Source organism: Candidatus Thiodiazotropha sp. AKAK2, from assembly GCF_058244685.1.
Map to the genome: position 1 here is coordinate 13,226 of NZ_JBSYOP010000023.1, position 17,914 is coordinate 31,139.

Genomic DNA, 17,914 nt, shown 5'->3' on the forward strand with positions numbered 1-17,914 from the left:
TAAACGATGTCTAAAATATAGATAATCAATTAAAAGGAAGAGCGGTTAAAGAAAAGGAATATTACTGTTATGGCCTGGCGGTATTCATTATTAACAATAGTTCTTATATTCACAACATCAATCATTGTATTATACGGATTTTGGGATGGTATTACAGATATGGTCCATTTATGGGCTAGGAAGGAAGAATATGGGTATGCCTATTTCATTCCATTCATAACAGCTTATTTAATATGGCAAAGAAGAAATACACTTACGCTAATTGAGTTTAACTCATCCTGGATTGGTGTGGCGATTATTGTTTCCGGTGGCCTGTTATTTTTTGTGGGAACAATTGCAACAACTTTTACACTTGTCCAATACGCACTAATATTAACAATAATTGGGTTTGTATACGCATATCTAGGCACGCAAGCAATAAAAACAATACTTGGGCCATTACTGCTGCTTTTCTTTATTATTCCTTTACCTCCATTTATTTACAATTCCCTTTCAGGTGAATTACAACTTATATCATCAAAATTAGGTGTATACGTAATTCGTATGTTTGGTATTAGTGTTTATTTAGAAGGTAATGTCATTGATTTAGGTAATTATAAACTTCAGGTAGTGGAGGCTTGTAATGGATTACGTTATCTCTTTCCTCTAGCTACTCTTGCTTTTCTTGCAGCTTATCTCTACCGGGTCGAACTGTGGAAAAGGGTAGTAGTTTTTCTATCCAGTATACCAATAACAGTATTGATGAATAGCTTCCGTATTGGTGTTATCGGTATACTTGTTGATAACTGGGGACAAGAGCACGCAGATGGATTTTTGCACTATTTTGAAGGTTGGGTCGTTTTTATGTCATGTCTTTTAATTCTGCTGATAGAGATGACATTGCTAGCCAAGATTGGTTCGCCGAATAGAAAACTGAAGGATGTTTTTGGATTGGAAATGCCAAAACCTTTACCAGAAGGAATTACTTATCATATCAGACCAATATCCTCCGTCCACTATGCGATTCTTATTACCGTTTCAATGATCGCTACCAGCTCACTGTATGTAAAAAATCAACAACAGATCCTACCTGATCGAGAGAATTTCAGCTCTTTTCCCTCACAAATAGGAAATTGGCAAGGTGATGAAGACTTGTTGGAAGAAAAGTATCTAAAGTCTCTGAAATTAGATGATTATATTATTGGTGATTATACCAATCAGCTGGGTTCTCTTGTTAATTTTTACATCGCTTACTACGCATCGCAACAGGCAGGATCAGCTGCTCACAGTCCTCGCTCGTGCATTCCTGGTGGCGGATGGAAGATTGATGCTGTGACAGAGGTCTCTATTACCGGCCTGGATATTAACCATACACCGTTGACAGTAAATCGATTGGTTATCATGAAAGGGGACGTGAAACAATTGGTCTATTACTGGTTTCAACAACGTGGCCGTGTGATTACAAATGAATGGCTAGTAAAATGGTACCTTTTTCTAGATGGCTTCACAATGCATCGTACTGATGGAGCACTTGTTAGGCTGACGACTACGATTAGAGATGGAGAGGATTGGATAGATGGTGATAAACGTTTGGTTGAGTTTGCAGGGAAGGTAGCACCAATTCTTGTGGACTATATTCCCAACTAACTCGCAATACATAACTTTATATAGAGTTCAATCTAAATCACAATATCAGTTTTCTTTTCTCGTAATATTTAAGTATTTAAGAATGGAATCAAAGTATAATTTTAAAGAGTGAATGCATATTTTGATTATTTTTTATAAATCAACGATAGACCGAATGAATTATTAAGGAAAGCTCGTTGTAGGAATTGTCTATGAAGGCGGCCATGGAATTTGTAAAATCAAAAAATATTTTGTTCAGTTTTCTTATATTTTCATTCCTTATGCTAGGTACTGCCTGTACAAGTAAGGAAAATAGAAAACAACACTATTTTGATCGGGGCATCGAACTGTACAATCAAGGTAACTATACAAAAGCAAGACTAGAATTCAAGAATGTCTTACAGATAGATCCTCAGGATGCTGATGCATACTACATGTTCGGCTTAATTGAAGAAAAAGAGGAAAACTGGCGCAAAGCTTTTTCGCTGTTTTTCAGGGCAGTTGAACTCAAACCTGAACATCAGAATGCCCAGGTTCACCTCGGTACAATCTATGTATTAGCCGGGGATACAGAAAAAGCATTAGAAGCTGCAGAAACCGTTCTCAAGACAACTCCGGACCACTCTGAGGCACTCGTACTTAGAGGCTTCGCACTGGCGAAATCCGGTGAAAATGAGGCGGCTATCGAAGACGTATTAAATGCTTTTTCATCAGATCCCGGTAATGTGGAAGCAGCATCGCTACTTTCAGCTCTCTACGCAGATAGAGGTGAATTGGATAGGGCTATTCAAATTGCTAGAGATTCATTAACGCAACATAAGGAAAGAGTTGCCTCCTATCTGCTTCTGGCCAGGCTTTATGCCAAGGCAAATGAAGAAAAGTCTGTTATTCAAGTGCTTAACGACTTAATACAGTCTAATCCAAATGAACTGCAACACCGGCTTCATCTTGTAAGTTACTACGAAGAAAAAGGTGATAAAGAGCTGGCGGAAGCTGTGCTACGACAGGCAGTAAATGATCTGCCTCGCAGTGCAGACGCAAAACTGGCTTTGGTCAGTTACTTAAAGAGTAACAAGGATATCATCGGCGCTGAGTCTCTATTGAGCACGTATGTTGTACAGAATCGGGACAATCATACCTTTAAGCTCGAACTGGCTAAACACCACATCAGTCTCAACCGAAAGGCTGAAGCAATACAAATGCTTTCAGATGTGATCAATCAGGCCGATTTATCAACGGATGGTCTGATTGCTCGAACACTCAAAGCCAGTATTCTAGTCAAAGAGGGTTCAATTCAACAAGCCAGTCAATTGATAGAAGAGGTATTGGAAGCTGATCCCAAGTACAAGGATGCACTCTTGGTCCGAGCCGGCATAGCACTTGTTAGTGAAGATCCAGATCGAGGTATTGCAGACCTTAGAACCCTACTGAGGGAGGATCCTGGTCATGTCAAAGCTCATCGCCTGAAAGCAAGATCTCATTTAAAAAAGGGTGAAGTTGAGCTGGCCCGTCAAAGTCTTGAAGATGCAGTGAAAGCCCAGCCTCAGGAAACCACAACCAATTTTGAGCTGGTACAGCTCTTGATTCAAACCGGTGAACTCGATGATGCAGAAGTTGTGCTGCAAAAAATGCTGAAATTTGCTCCCAAAGAGATTTCAGTGCTTCGAGGACTCGGAATTGTCTATCTCAAACAAAAGAAATGGGGTGAATTACTAAAAATAGCTAAGACCCTCCAATCTGAATATGAAGCTGAGCCAATTGGTTATTACTATCAGGGCTTGGTTGACCAGAATAATGACAGATTGGAACAGAGCGTCATATCTCTGACCCGATCACTAGAACTCAAACCAGGGGCGATTGATGTACTGGTAGCCCTGGCGAAAAGCTATTTTGGATTGAAACAGGCAGATGAAGCCCTGAAACAGGTCAACCAGGCTGTTACTACGGATCCTAATCACTATCTGGCTTACAATCTGTTGGGGGAGATACACCTTTCCCAGAAGCGCTTGAAGGAAGCAGATAAAGCATTTGAGCGCAGCCTGAGCATCAATGAGAAGTGGCCGGTTCCCTATCGGAACCTGGTCAAAGTCAAGCTGATGGAGGGTAAACAGGCTGATGCAGTTGCTATGTTGCGTAGAGGTTATCAGAATTCTCTGGATCCTGCTCTGGGCATTGAATTGGCAAATACTCAGGATAAACTGGGGCAGGTTGATGAATCGATACAGATTTACCAGCAGATTCTCGACAAAAATCCGGATAATGTGCTGGCAGCCAATAACCTAGCGATGATTCTACTGAGAGGAAAACCTGATCAGACTAAACAGGATCAGGCGCTGAAGTTGGTGGAAGGTTTTTCAACCTCTGAAAATCCCATTGTGCTTGATACTCTAGGGTGGACCCATTACAAGCGGGGAGAGACGGATAAAGCCATATCGGTACTCAGGCGGGCTCTTAGGAAGAACTCAAATATCCCGGAAATCGACTATCATCTCGCTCTGGCCTACAAACAGATTGGTAACATGGATGCTGCAAAGACACACCTGGATGCGGCATTGTCATCGGGAAAGCCATTTGAGGGTATTAGCGAGGCAAAATCCCTTCAAGCTCGGCTCCAATAGTTCGATTTGAAACCGGGTGCCACTAGGCTAAAAGACATCCCAACAGGGTGCTATTTTACGGCACCCTGTACCAGTCCGCGAAGCCTGTTACTCGTGTAGTTCACAAAACTGATTAGAGGATTAGTCGGATCGGCCCGTCTCGACATTCTCGGGTCTTGCCACCAAATACTCCGACCTGCGTCAAGATTATTTGTGGGCTTTGGCATGCTCCTGAATCGTTGCTAAAAGGCATGGTTCTCAAGCTCTGAACTCGCAATCTCAGGCCAAAAAGTTACAAATTCAATCACCACGTAGTTGATAGGGTCTCAACTCTGTATAATGCTGCATTGCATTACCAACTGGTGATGTCGTAACATATTGAAATAAATGGCATTATAAATAATGAAGACGATTCTCGTGACCGGTGGTGCCGGATTTATCGGTGGAAATTTTATCCACTTTCTACTTTCACAACAGGATTCCCTGAAGGTAATTAACCTGGATGCTCTCACCTACGCAGGCAATCTGGATACCCTGAAATCGCTGGAAGATCACCCGAATCACCACTTCGTTCAAGGGAAAATTCAGGACCGGGAATTGGTATCTGGCCTATTTGAGCGCTACAAGCCGGATGCTGTGGTCAATTTCGCCGCAGAGAGCCATGTAGATCGCTCCATTGATGGTCCGGCCGAGTTTATCGACACCAATATTGGCGGGAGCTTCAACCTGCTGGAGTGCGCCAGGGTGCACTGGCAGTCACTGCCTGAGACCGAGGCCGAATCATTCCGTTTTCTGCATGTCTCCACCGATGAGGTGTATGGCTCATTAGGGGCGGAGGGTCTGTTCACCGAGACCACTGCCTATGCTCCGAACTCTCCCTATTCGGCCTCAAAAGCGGCCTCGGACCACTTGGTGCGTGCCTGGCATCACACCTACGGGCTGCCGGTTTTGACCACAAACTGTTCAAATAACTACGGTCCCTACCAGTTTCCGGAAAAACTCATTCCGCTCTTTATTCAGAAGGCATTGAGGGGTGAACAGCTGCCGATCTATGGCGATGGCAGTAATGTACGGGATTGGCTCTATGTGGAGGACCACTGCCGGGCGATCTGGCAAGTGCTCAAGGCGGGTACACCGGGTGAGGTCTACAATGTGGGCGGGAATAATGAGATGTCCAACCTGGAGGTTGTGGAGACACTCTGCGCCTTGCTGGATGAGCTTGCACCGGATTCAGAGTTCAAACCCCACAATCAATTAAAAATCTTTGTTAATGATCGGCCTGGTCATGACCAACGCTACGCCATCGATGCGAGCAAACTTGAGCGGGAGCTGGGCTGGACACCATTGGAAACCTTTGAGACCGGGTTAAGGAAAACGGTCCAGTGGTATCTGGAGAACAACCTCTGGTGCCAGCGGGTGCTGGATGGGAGCTATCGTGGCGAACGACTGGGGCAGGGCTGAGCATGGCTAAGACAGTTAAAAAAGGCATTATTCTGGCGGGTGGCTCGGGAACCCGTCTGCATCCGCTGACCCTCACGATCTCCAAGCAGCTTCTGCCTGTCTACGACAAGCCGATGATCTACTATCCACTCTCCACCCTGATGCTGGCTGGGATCCGGGATATTCTTATTATCACCACACCCCAGGATGCCCAGTTGTTCAAAGGGCTGCTGGGAGATGGCCATCAATGGGGAATAGAGATCACCTATGCTGTTCAGCCCGATCCGGGTGGCCTGGCGCAGGCCTTTATCATCGGTCAGGAGTTTATTGCGGGTGATCCCTGCTGCCTGATTCTGGGGGACAATATCTACTATGGCCATGGGCTCGTTGACTCACTCAAGCGAGCCGCCCAAACTTCCGATGGCGCGACGGTATTCGGATACTGGGTAAAAGACCCGGAACGCTATGGCGTGGTGGATTTCGATGAGCAGGGGCAGGTGAATGATATTGAAGAAAAGCCCGTAAAACCAAAATCCAATTATGCGGTTACCGGCCTCTACTTTTATGATGAACAGGTTACTGATCTGGCGCTCTCGCTGAAGCCTTCGGCGAGGGGTGAGTTGGAGATTACCGATCTGAACAAACGCTATCTTGAGATGGGTAAACTGAGCCTGGAAAAGATGGGGCGTGGTATTGCCTGGTTGGATACTGGTACCCACGAGAGCCTGATACAGGCAAGTAACTTCATTGAGACCATCGAGCTTCGCCAGGGGCTGAAGATCGCCTGCCCGGAAGAGATTGCGTTCTCTCAGAACTGGATCAGCCTGGAAGATCTGAAATCGATGGCGGCAGCACTGAGTAAGAACGGTTATGGGCAGTATCTGCTGGGGCTCTGTGAGCGGAGAATGTAGCAATGGAAGTGGTGGAGACGAAAATTCCAGGAGTTCTGCTGCTCAAACCCAAAGTGTTCGGCGACCAGCGCGGTTGGTTTATGGAGAGCTGGCAGAACGAACGCTATGCCTCGCTGGGTATTCCTGAGCATTTTGTACAGGACAATTTGGCCTATTCTGAACAAGGTGTGTTGCGAGGTCTGCATATTCAGAATCCCTACGGTCAGGGAAAGCTGGTGCAAGCCATCAAAGGTGAGGTCTTCGATGTGGCTGTCGATGTGCGCAAAGGATCCCCCTGGTTTGGTCAATGGGTTGGTGTACATCTTTCTGAATCGAACCGCCATCAGTTTTATGTGCCTGTGGGTTTCGCCCATGGCTATCTGGTACTGAGTGAAGAGGCGATTTTTGCCTACAAATGTACCGACCATTACCATCCTGAAACCCAGTTTTCCGTACGTTGGGATGATCCGGAAATCGGTATTGAATGGCCTGGTGGACTGAAACCGCTGCTGGCAGAGAAGGATCGAGACGCACCCCTTCTCAGTGACATCCCAGAAGAGACGCTTCCTCTCTATACGGGTGAGAAAGGGGCATAGTATGTCGACAAAACACCCGAAGATTTTGTTGATCGGTTGTGATGGCCAGGTTGGATGGGAGCTGCAACGGAGTCTGGCCGTGCTGGCCGACGTGACGGCTACCTCGCTTTGTGGCAGTTACGGCTATGCATTGGATTTATTGGATCCTGACGCCATAAATAAAGCGGTTGCTGAGACAGAGCCTGACTATATTGTCAATGCTGCTGCCCATACGGCCGTTGACAAGGCTGAGTCGGAAGTAGAGCTGTCAAAACAGCTTAATGCCGAGGCGCCGGCGCAATTGGCGAGACTGGCAGCTGAGCACGATGCCGTATTCATTCACTATTCGACAGACTTCGTTTTCGACGGTCAGAGTGAAAGGCCCTATCGAGAGGAGGATCCAACAGCCCCCCTGGGTGTCTACGGACAAACCAAGCTGGAGGGTGAGCAGCGTATCCTGGCAACAGAGGCAACTGCGATGGTTTTTCGCACCAGTTGGGTATATGGCAATCATGGCCATAATTTCATGAAAACCATGCTCAGGTTGTTTCGTGAAAAGGATGAGTTGAAGGTGGTGGATGACCAGATTGGGGCGCCTACCTGGAGTCGGATGATTGCAGAGGTGACGGCTCAGGTCATCGGCCAGCTGCATTCTGGCGCAAAGCATGCTGATGAGCTTAAAGGCATCTATCATTTGACAAGTAGCGGGGAGACCAGTTGGTATGGTTTCGCCAGACAGATTCTGGAACTGTCCGGTGAATCTTGTTCCCTTTTGCCGATTGCTACCCACAAATATCCAACACCTGCCCGTCGGCCAGCGTACTCGGTTCTGGATAATAGTAAGTTAAGTCAAGTGTTTAGACTGTCTATGCCGAACTGGTCCAGCGCACTTAAGCGCTGCATGGAAGATGAAAGGCCTACTTCATGAGAACATGTCGATGTCAGATCAAATTTGTAATGCTGACTGACACAGTCTCAATCTGATTACAAATCTAAAAACCATCTTTGTTGACTACAGACTGAAAGTGTCGACTTGAATATTGCTGTGCAGCGATATAGCGTGAGATAATGGAGATTCTGATCTACAGCATTTGAGGAAGCTACCTCATTACGGGGCAATACAGCGGATGTATGAGACTTTCTACGGTTTTGCCGAAAAACCATTCACCTTGTTACCTGACCCGTCTTTCCTGTTTCTTGGGAAAAAGCACAGTACTGCCTATTCCATGTTGGAATACGGGATGCTCAGCCAGGCCGGGTTCACAGTGATTACCGGAGAAGTGGGCAGCGGTAAAACTACCCTGGTGCGCCACCTGCTCAACCAGTTGGAGGATGATGTGACTGTTGGGCTGGTAAACACCAGTCACCGTGACATGGGTGAATTGCTGCAGTGGGTATTGCTCTCTTTCGGGTTGGAGTATCGGGAGAAGGAGCGGGTGGTTCTACATGATCTCTTTACCCAGTTTCTGATCGATCAATATGCTCAGAACAAACGCACCGTATTGATTGTGGATGAGGCGCAGAACCTGGATGCGCAGGTTCTGGAAGAGCTGAGATTGCTCTCCAATATCAACGCCGACAAACATCAGGTCCTGCAGATCATTCTGGTTGGGCAGCCCCAACTGCGCAGCATGCTATCACACGAGGATTTCCTACAGTTTCAACAGCGGGTTTCGATCGATTATCACCTGTCGGCGCTCGATGAGAAGGAAACAAAGGCCTATATTTTCCACAGAACGCGCTCTGCCGGTCGTACAAAACCGCTATTTACCAAGGGTGCCTCACAGCTTATCTATCGAGCCAGTCAGGGTATTCCAAGGGTGATCAATACCATCTGTGATGCCGCATTGGTGTATGGCTTTGCGGATCAGAAGACCATACTGGATAGCAGAGTGATAACCAGTGTCTTAAGGGATAAAGCGAAAGCGCGAAGGGCGCATGTGAACAATGCTCAAAATCCTGCTGGCCATCTCAAGCCGGTAGTATTGGGAGACCGTCAGAACAATATCGAGCAATTCCAGTCCGATGACCAGCGTGGCGATCCCAATGAATCAAACAAAAAACTGACTGAGTTTAATCGGGATGCGGCAAAGTTGCTGTTCAAAAAATATTACCATGACTCATGATTTTCATAGGCTAAGTATATTTTCTGAGTGTAAATCTTAAGTATTGAAATACATCCTATTATAGGAAAGTTAATCAGGACTGATTGATATGGAAACTGGAAGTTATTCAATATCGGATTTGATGTTGAATTCCGGGGTGAGGTTTGGAACCAGTGGTGCACGGGGTTTGGTGAGTGCAATAACCGACCAGGTCGCTTACTCATACACCTATGCTTTTTTACAGCATCTTGAAATATCCGGACAGCTAAAAACAAATAGACGTGTTGCCATAGCCGGTGATTTCCGTCCCAGTACACCCAGAATCATGGCTGCGGTCTGCAAAGCAGCTATCGATCGTGGTCTTCAGGTAATCAACTGTGGATATATTCCTTCGCCAGCGATTGCGCTCTATGGCCTGCAACAGGGTATTCCATCCATTATGATTACCGGAAGTCACATTCCAGACGATCGTAATGGAATCAAGTTTAACCGTCTGGATGGTGAAATCCTAAAAGAGGATGAACAGGCAATCCGCGATCAGGTCATAGAGATTCCTGAGCAACTGTTTGATCAACAGGGATACTTTGCTCAGAAACAAGATCTTCCGTCCGTCAATAGAACGGCTTACGAGAATTATGTAAGACGCTATACCAACTTTTTTAGTCCAATGTGTCTCGAAGGATTGAGAATCGGTCTCTATGAACACTCCAGTGTTGCCAGAGAGTCAGCTGCTGAAGTTCTTGAAGCCTTGGGGGCAGAGGTTATTCGATTGGGCTATTCCGATCAGTTTGTTCCAGTGGATACAGAGGCTATCAGACCTGAAGACATTGCATTAGCCAAAGATTGGGCGAATATCCATGATTTGGATAGTATCGTCTCGACAGATGGAGACGGGGATCGGCCATTGGTCAGCGATGAAAAAGGAGAATGGCTGCGGGGTGATATGGCAGGCATGCTATGTGCGTATTTCCTTAATGCAGAATGGGTGGCTACACCGGTTAGTAGTAGTAGTGCCGTTGAGCGATCAGGCTGGTTTACTGGAGTGAGTCGTACCCGTATAGGATCACCTTATGTGATTTCTGCCATGTCCACGCTACTTGACGAGGGTAGAGAAGGCGTTGTTGGTTATGAGGCTAATGGTGGCTTTCTCAATGCGGATACACTTGTATATGGTGACAAAATGCTTGAGCCATTGCCAACCCGCGATGCACTTATCGTCATAGTCGGCATTCTAAATCGTACTCAAAATGGTGCCTTGAAGGTATCTGAACTCTGTGCTTCAGCACCAGCACGATTTACATCAAGTAATCGTTTGAAGGCTTTCCCCATTGACCTGAGTCAGGAACGGCTTGCTGCTTTCACAAGCGGGAACTTCGAACGAGACAGTAGAGCTATCGAGCAGGTATTTGGAAATCAGTTCGGTGAAGTCAAATCAATAGACTTAACGGATGGCGTGCGCATAACCTTCAAGGGTGAGGATATTATTCACTTACGCCCATCAGGTAATGCTCCGGAACTACGCTGCTACACGGAAGCGGACTCTGAACAGTGGGTTCGGGAGATGAACCGGATTTGTCTAAATTTATTGGAAGAATGGAGAGTACATTGATAGTACCAGTTATATTGTCAGGTGGGTCAGGAACGCGTTTGTGGCCACTCTCCAGAAGTGCCTATCCTAAACAATTTATACCACTGATGGATGAAACCTCCCTCTTTCAGGCCACCCTGGAACGAGTTTCAGAGTTACCTGATAGCACAGACGCCCTGGTAGTATGCAATGAAGAACATCGCTTCATGGTTGCTGAACAGGTTAGAAAACTTGCTAAAAAGTGTTCCGGAATCATACTCGAACCTGTAGGGAGAAACACAGCGCCTGCCATAGCGTGCGCTGCCTTGCATGCCTTGAAGCAGGATCAGAACGCATTGATCATGGTGACCCCTTCAGATCATATTATCAGTGATCAAACACGGTTTTCAGAATCGATGGAGAAGGGGATAGAGGCTGCAAAAAACGGTGGCTTGGTCACCTTTGGTGTGGTGCCCGACAAACCCGAGACAGGCTATGGTTACATCCGCAAGGATGAGGGTCGTCAGCAACTTGGGGCATACCGGGTTGCTGAGTTTGTTGAGAAGCCGGATCTGCAGACTGCCGTCAACTATCTCGATTCAGGTGAATATCTTTGGAATAGCGGGATGTTTGTTTTCCAGGCACAACGCTATCTGCAAGAGCTTACAAAATTCGAGCCTGAAATGGTTAAAGCAGTAACCAGCGCATTTGAAAAACAGAGTGTTGACCTGGATTTTATCCGCCTCGATAAGGAAGCCTTTCTCGCCTGTCCTTCGGAATCCATTGATTATGCGGTGATGGAGAAGACTGAGAAATCGATGGTGGTACCACTGGATGCCGGATGGAGCGACATTGGTTCCTGGTCTGCGCTCTCTGATGCTGCTGGAACCGATAGTGAAGATGACAATGTCTTATTGGGGGATGTTCTGGCCAAGGACGTGACAAACAGCTATTTACGCAGTGAAAATCGAATGATAGCTGGCATTGGACTAGATGGATTGGTGGTTATCGAAACGGCGGACGCGGTTCTGGTTGCTGATAAGTCCAGATCCCAGGATGTCAAAGAGATCGTAGATCAACTCAAGGTTTCCGGCCGTTATGAGCCTTTCACCCATGTCAGAGTTTACCGACCCTGGGGTAGGTATGAGACTGTCGATGAGTGTGCCCGGTTCAAGGTCAAACGTATTGTAGTCAATCCTGGTGCCAGTCTCTCATTACAAAAACACAACCACCGCGCCGAGCATTGGGTTGTGGTCAAAGGTACGGCCAGGATTATCAATGGCAAGGAAGAGAAACTGTTGACAGAGGACCAATCCACTTATATTCCGATCGGTACTCTGCATCGTCTGGAGAATCCAGGCCTCATACCTCTTGAGATTGTTGAGGTTCAGACTGGCAGTTATCTGGGAGAGGATGATATCGAGCGGTTTTCTGACGACTATGGTCGTCATGTGCCTGAAACTGAACCGAAGTCTATACGTAAGACTGTTTGACTTGGCTGATCATTAGTCCCATTCTTGAGGTATTGAATTAGGGCCTATTGGATTAGTGTTAACAGACCCTAACGCTCTTATAATCAAAGTTATATGGATTGATACCAATGATTTGTTCAAGCGTTTCGTGTCTGTTCAAGTGAATTGTGATTCCTTAACTTATCCCTTCTAGCCTAGGTTTTTTTGTATCTAGTCAGAGAACCTACGAGTAATCCACCAGCCTTCTGCATTTACTAAATCATTATTAAAATTATAAAATAAGCCTATTCTAAATAAGTGAGTATTAAGAGCTTTTTAAATGTATAAGCTCTTTGCTTACTTCAATTATTAGTCTAAATTTATACACTAATTCAGGATAATGTTATTTGGGATCAATATTTACAAGGAGGGTAGTGTAGATTAAAGGAAACACATATGAATGGGGTGAATGAATATACTCTGCGTATAATAAGTCGAATCTATGATGGAGGATTATCTTCTGGTAATTGGCCAGCCATTATTGATGATTTGACTGATTACTTTAATGCCAGCGGGTCTGCTTTATTCTATTCAGATAATCAAAATCCAGAAATTAATCCAAAAATAACTTGTTTAAGTGATTTCTGGCGTAAGCAAGGTAACTTAAATGAATATCAAAATAATGTAGCTGATGATGAGCCTTCAGCAAGAATCCTTAGAAATCGAGAGCCTCGAGATATTGTCACAGATGATGTTCTGACAACAGAGGAAAGGCAAAGTATCATTGATTATGGCCAAAAAATGAAAGAGATTTTTGGTCTTGAAGCTATGATGGTGGCGCGTCTTACTGAGACAGGGGCATGGTTTGACTATGTAACATTCCAATTTGACGGAAAACATGGTCCTGTAAGAACGGAGGAGATGAAAAATTTAAAAATTCTCTTACCACACATTGCCAAGTCTCTTGAGATTTCACGTCCTATGACGGTGCTTGAGCAGAGGTTCAATCGTGTCCTCGAAGCCTTGGATCACTTTCATGTGGGTGTGCTAATTTTAACAGAAAAAAACTACTGCTTACTCAAAAACAAAATGGCTTTAAAAATCCTCGAGATGAAAGATGGAATTTCACTAAATTATGGAAATCTATTAAGAGTTACAAATGATCTTGAGGATAAGCGTTTACGATATGCTGTACGGTGTGTAACTCAGACTGCGAGTGCAAATGGACTTGATGACGGTAGAGTTATGTCCATTACACGAACATCTGGGAGGGATTCATTTCTTTTGGAAGTGGCCCCTCTTAGTTGTGATGCGGATGCATTTGGAACTGGGTTCAAGGGTGCGATCGTATTTCTTATAGATCCAGTCGAGCCGGGTAAAGTATCTACATGTGGTATGCAAGAGCTTTATAAATTAACAACATCTGAAATTGAGGTTTGTAAATCAGTAGTAGAAGGGTGCAGTAATCAACAGATAGCTGATATAAGAAATGTTTCGTCAGAAACAATAAAAACTCAGATTCAGTCACTATTCCGGAAGACAAATACTGCTAACCGTTCCGAGCTCATACGTAGAGCACTCTCTGTCAATCTACCTATAGATAGAACTTAAATTGGATTGTAGAGAAAATAGTTACACTTATAGCTAGTACTCTTGTGTGGATTTACATTTCTATTGAGAGAGAAAAATAGAGTAAATACGTGCAAACCCTAGTCATAAAATCCTATGTAACAATTTTATTCTTTAATATTCTAATATAATTGCGCTTTCATGTTGGAGTATTTGGCAAAATAATCTATTTATCCCCCACATGGGGGATGTAAAAATAGGCCGCCTTTCATAATCTCACTTTTAAAAGAAGTTCAAATAAGAAATCACGAAAACCTCGAGTTAATTAGTGTGATTTCATCATTTCAATTAAATCACTATTGGAAACTAGATCGACTGCTAAGTCATTTTTTATCTAGTTTGGATTTTATATTAGTAGGTACTACAGGAAGTGAGAAAATGAACTCGAAAAATACGATATGTCGCCTATCTAATACTCAAGCGTTAATTTATCTTTTGATATTATTAATGTGTGCTTCATGCGGTGGTGGAAGTGGAGGTGGAGACAGTTCGGGATCTTCAACAGAAGTTACACCTCCACCGAATGAAGTAACAACACCACCGCCAGCAACATGTCAGGATAATGACACAGTAGAGTGTGCAGATCCATTAACTGGTAATAATCCAAGCATTACAGGACATGGAAACAGCTCTAATGATGTTCATGACTACTTTGAGTACACACCCAGTCAATCAGGGACAGTGACGGTTACATTAAGTGGCTTTGGAGCTAATGATTTTGACTTGTTTCTCAGGTCTTCATCTGGCGTAGTAATAGATTCAAGTGAGTCAGTAAACACTCAAGAACGCATAGTATTCACTGCTAGTGCGGGTGCTACTTACTTTATATCTGTTATGGCCTATCAAACATCGGGTATGACTATTTCATATGATTTAAATATAGCGTTAAGTTCAAATACTAATACACCGCCACCACCGCCGCCGCCATCAACAACTTCAACTATGAGTTACACGATTATTGATTCCTGTAATGATGGCTATTTGATTCGGTATAAATTATATGATGTCGACAATGATCTCGTGTGGCCTACAGCAACAACACATTTTTCTACTCAAGGATTGAATCGTGACAATACACACTCATTGGCCTGTAGGACGGGGGCAAGAATTTGTTACGGAGGGTCACTAACACCAGATGGGTCAGGATTGTATTGGGGAGTGGGGTTGTTTGGTAATCAAGGTTGTTCAACCTGCTGTTATACTTGTACCAATGGTGGATCCGTAAGAGTCGGGCTCACATGTGGCAGTCGAAAGCAGTCCTCTGAAAATGATATTTTATCTATGACCAATACTTCTTCAAATTACCAGCCAGGGCTAACTTCCGATGGTGAGTCTTTGGAAATGGGTAATGATGGACTAATAAAGAATATTGAGGTTTATGACCCAGATATAGATATAGATTTACATTAAGTTCGAGTGATGGGTGTAATTGGAGGAATGCGTCAACGTTAAAGCCAGGTATGGTATTACCTGGCTTTAATGAGTCCTTTAAATCAATTTACAACAGTCTGAGATAGTATGGATGGTGGAGGCGGGCGGATTCGAACCGCCGTCCGCGAGTCCTCTGCCAAAAGTTCTACATGCTTAGTCCTGCCTATTATATTTAACCGATTACCACCCGACGGACAGGGCGTGTAATAGGCGATTCCGGATAGGTTTTAACGTTTCCACCCCGGATGAGCTTCAACGCGATCTTGTGAGATATGACGCCTGAAAAGCTGGACGCACAAGCACGGCTCCAGTCAGACGGCACCCTACTGGGTATTAAGCAGCGAGTGCGTAGTTGTCGTCGTTGGCAACTATAAGTTTGCAGATGGTTTAGCGAGGTACTCTGCACCTCGGCATGCACTTCAGGTTTTGCAACCCCCGTCGAAGCCTACGTCGCCCCCATGACGGTTATGAGTCAGACATTATATGCCAGGGTTTGGTTCCAGGTCACGGAAAAACTGCACTCGAGATTGGTGTCGCGCTAGCCGTGCTTGAACAGCCGCTCTTTTTCCCGCTTCCAGTCCCGGTCCTTGTCGCTTGCCCGTTTGTCATGGAGTTTCTTGCCTTTGGCGACGCCGATCTCCAGTTTGGCCATGCCTTTCTTCCAATACAGCGCCGTGGGCACCAGGGTATAGCCCTTGCGCTCGACCAGGCCGATCAGTTTATTCAGCTCACTTCGATGCAGCAGCAGCTTGCGGGTACGTATAGGATCCGTGCGGATGTGGGTGGAGGCGGTGCTGAGAGGCACGATATGGGCGCCGAACAGGAACGCCTCGCCCTCCTTGATAGTGACGTAACTCTCTTTGATCTGAACCTTTCCTTCACGCAGACTTTTCACTTCCCAACCCTGCAGGGAGAGGCCGGCTTCGTATCGATCTTCGATGAAATAGTCGTGATTCGCCTTTTTATTCAGCGCGATGGTGGGGCGCCCCTGGACTTTTTTCTTTGCTTTACTTGCCATCGGCCTATTCTAATGCCGGAAAAGGCAACTCACCAGAGGCGGCTTGAGAAATGGTCCAATTTTCAGGAGAATCAACAACCTTTAGATGAATGACAACCCGGCGATCAGTTGGTTTACCCTCTGTCTTCTGGGCAAATATGGCCCAACTGACAACGCTGTAAGCTGATTCGTTTAGATTTTGAGAGCTGAATAAGGATCAAAAGTAATGGCTGAAAGACAATCCATACATGGCCAGTGGTCGTCGCGGCTGGTGTTCATCCTGGCAGCTACCGGGTCTGCGGTCGGATTGGGTAATGTCTGGAAGTTTCCCTACATCACCGGCGAAAATGGTGGTGGCGCCTTTGTTATCGTCTATCTTGTGTGCATTGCCCTGGTCGGTGTGCCGATCATGATGGCTGAGATCATGCTTGGCCGCCGGGGCCGGCAGAGCCCGATCAACACCATGGCTGAACTGAGTCGCGAGGAGGGGGCCAACAAAGCCTGGTCTCTGATCGGCTGGAGCGGTGTGTTGGCCGGTTTCTTCATCCTCTCCTATTACAGTGTGATTGCCGGTTGGGCTCTGGCCTATGTGGCTCGTGCCGGAGCCGGTCTGTTCAGCGGGCTCGATGCGGCCGGGGTGGAGAGCATGTTCAATGGCCTGGTGGGCAGTCCGGAACGTCTGCTGGCCTGGCATACCCTGTTCATGCTGATGAGTATGTTTGTGGTTGCCAAAGGGGTGAAATCAGGCCTGGAAAAGGCCGTGACCTATCTGATGCCGGCCCTGTTCCTGCTGTTACTGCTGTTGGTTGGCTATGCCATGAACACAGGCTTTTTCGTGCAGGGGCTTGAATTTCTTTTTTCACCGGATTTCAGTAAGTTGATATACACCTGTCAGGTGGTCGACGGGGTTGAGCAGTGTGATATCAGTGGCGGGCCGTTACTGGTTGCGATGGGGCATGCTTTTTTCACCCTGAGTCTGGGGATGGGGGCGATCATGGTCTACGGCTCCTATATGCCGAAAAAGTCTTCGATCGCAGGATCGGCGGTGCTGATTGCACTGCTCGATACGTTGGTCGCTCTGCTGGCAGGCATGGCGATATTCCCGATTGTATTTGCCAACGGGCTTGAGCCTGGGGCTGGTCCCGGATTGATCTTTCAAACCCTGCCGATCGCCTTTGGCGCTATGCCGGGGGGACATCTGTTCGGTACGCTGTTCTTTGTCTTGCTGGTCTTTGCCGCCTGGAGTTCCGCGATCTCGCTGATCGAGCCGGCGGTGGCCTGGTTGGTGGAAAACCGCGAGATGACCCGGGTGCGGGCGTCGATCTGGATCGGGCTGACTACCTGGGTCATCGGTCTGGGTACGGTCTTTTCGTTCAACATCTGGTCCGATGTCAAACTGTTCGATATGACCTTTTTTGATCTGCTCGACTACCTGACGGCCAATATCATGTTGCCGCTTGGTGGTTTGTTGATTGCGATCTTCAGTGGCTGGCTGATGAAAAAAGCCTCAAGCCAGGATGAGTTCGCCATAAGTGGGGTTCGATATAATCTTTGGTGGACCCTGATTCGCTATGTTTCGCCGTTAGCTGTCGTGGTGGTTTTCTTACACGCAATTGGATTATTTTAA

Annotated in this window: 13 protein-coding genes and 1 other RNA gene; 12 read left to right on the plus strand and 2 right to left on the minus strand. The window is 45.9% G+C overall.

All coding sequences use genetic code 11. The features are described 5' to 3' along the window. Positions 1 to 69 precede the first annotated feature (69 nt). The 11 genes from xrtD (at position 70) to AC4IE8_RS10550 (ending at position 15,269) form a co-directional block, all read left to right on the plus strand. Complete coding sequence (xrtD, locus tag AC4IE8_RS10500) at positions 70 to 1,626, plus strand: VPLPA-CTERM-specific exosortase XrtD (protein WP_490790971.1); 1,557 nt, start codon at positions 70 to 72, stop codon at positions 1,624 to 1,626. A gap of 191 nt (positions 1,627 to 1,817) precedes the next feature. Continuing rightward, positions 1,818 to 4,223 (plus strand): tetratricopeptide repeat protein, encoded by a 2,406-nt coding sequence (locus AC4IE8_RS10505; RefSeq protein WP_490790972.1) that lies wholly within the window; start codon positions 1,818 to 1,820, stop codon positions 4,221 to 4,223. Positions 4,224 to 4,604: 381 nt separating this feature from the next. After that, positions 4,605 to 5,663, plus strand: coding sequence for a dTDP-glucose 4,6-dehydratase (gene rfbB, locus AC4IE8_RS10510; protein WP_068995697.1), 1,059 nt, complete (start codon positions 4,605 to 4,607; stop codon positions 5,661 to 5,663). Between the two features lie 2 nt (positions 5,664 to 5,665). Beyond that, on the plus strand, positions 5,666 to 6,553 hold the full coding sequence (gene rfbA, locus AC4IE8_RS10515) for a glucose-1-phosphate thymidylyltransferase RfbA (RefSeq protein ID WP_490790973.1): 888 nt from the start codon (positions 5,666 to 5,668) through the stop codon (positions 6,551 to 6,553). Positions 6,554 to 6,555: 2 nt separating this feature from the next. Next, on the plus strand, positions 6,556 to 7,128 hold the full coding sequence (gene rfbC / locus AC4IE8_RS10520) for a dTDP-4-dehydrorhamnose 3,5-epimerase (RefSeq protein ID WP_068995699.1): 573 nt from the start codon (positions 6,556 to 6,558) through the stop codon (positions 7,126 to 7,128). A 1-nt stretch (position 7,129) separates the two neighbouring features. Next, complete coding sequence (gene rfbD / locus AC4IE8_RS10525) at positions 7,130 to 8,035, plus strand: dTDP-4-dehydrorhamnose reductase (RefSeq protein WP_490790974.1); 906 nt, start codon at positions 7,130 to 7,132, stop codon at positions 8,033 to 8,035. A 199-nt stretch (positions 8,036 to 8,234) separates the two neighbouring features. Further along, positions 8,235 to 9,233 carry an ExeA family protein gene (locus tag AC4IE8_RS10530; protein WP_068995701.1) on the plus strand — a complete coding sequence of 333 codons (999 nt, stop codon included), beginning with the start codon at positions 8,235 to 8,237 and terminating at the stop codon, positions 9,231 to 9,233. 88 nt (positions 9,234 to 9,321) lie between these two features. Beyond that, complete coding sequence (locus tag AC4IE8_RS10535) at positions 9,322 to 10,821, plus strand: phosphomannomutase (RefSeq protein ID WP_068995702.1); 1,500 nt, start codon at positions 9,322 to 9,324, stop codon at positions 10,819 to 10,821. Beyond that, the gene (locus AC4IE8_RS10540) at positions 10,806 to 12,272 is read left to right on the plus strand and encodes a mannose-1-phosphate guanylyltransferase/mannose-6-phosphate isomerase (protein ID WP_490790999.1); all 1,467 of its coding nucleotides are present in this window, start codon (positions 10,806 to 10,808) and stop codon (positions 12,270 to 12,272) included. Before AC4IE8_RS10535 ends, AC4IE8_RS10540 begins: the two co-directional genes overlap by 16 nt. A 414-nt stretch (positions 12,273 to 12,686) precedes the next feature. Beyond that, on the plus strand, positions 12,687 to 13,841 hold the full coding sequence (locus AC4IE8_RS10545) for a helix-turn-helix transcriptional regulator (RefSeq protein WP_490790975.1): 1,155 nt from the start codon (positions 12,687 to 12,689) through the stop codon (positions 13,839 to 13,841). A gap of 396 nt (positions 13,842 to 14,237) precedes the next feature. Continuing rightward, the gene (locus tag AC4IE8_RS10550; RefSeq protein WP_071938108.1) at positions 14,238 to 15,269 is read left to right on the plus strand and encodes a PPC domain-containing protein; all 1,032 of its coding nucleotides are present in this window, start codon (positions 14,238 to 14,240) and stop codon (positions 15,267 to 15,269) included. Between the two features lie 113 nt (positions 15,270 to 15,382). Here the strand turns inward: AC4IE8_RS10550 and ssrA are convergent. After that, positions 15,383 to 15,748: a transfer-messenger RNA gene (gene ssrA / locus AC4IE8_RS10555) on the minus strand. Positions 15,749 to 15,828: 80 nt separating this feature from the next. Then, positions 15,829 to 16,308, minus strand: coding sequence for an SsrA-binding protein SmpB (smpB, locus tag AC4IE8_RS10560; RefSeq protein ID WP_068995705.1), 480 nt, complete (start codon positions 16,306 to 16,308; stop codon positions 15,829 to 15,831). A gap of 205 nt (positions 16,309 to 16,513) precedes the next feature. Between smpB and AC4IE8_RS10565 the strand changes: the two genes are divergently transcribed. Beyond that, a complete protein-coding gene (locus tag AC4IE8_RS10565) occupies positions 16,514 to 17,914 on the plus strand; it encodes a sodium-dependent transporter (RefSeq protein WP_068995706.1) in 1,401 nt (466 codons plus the stop codon).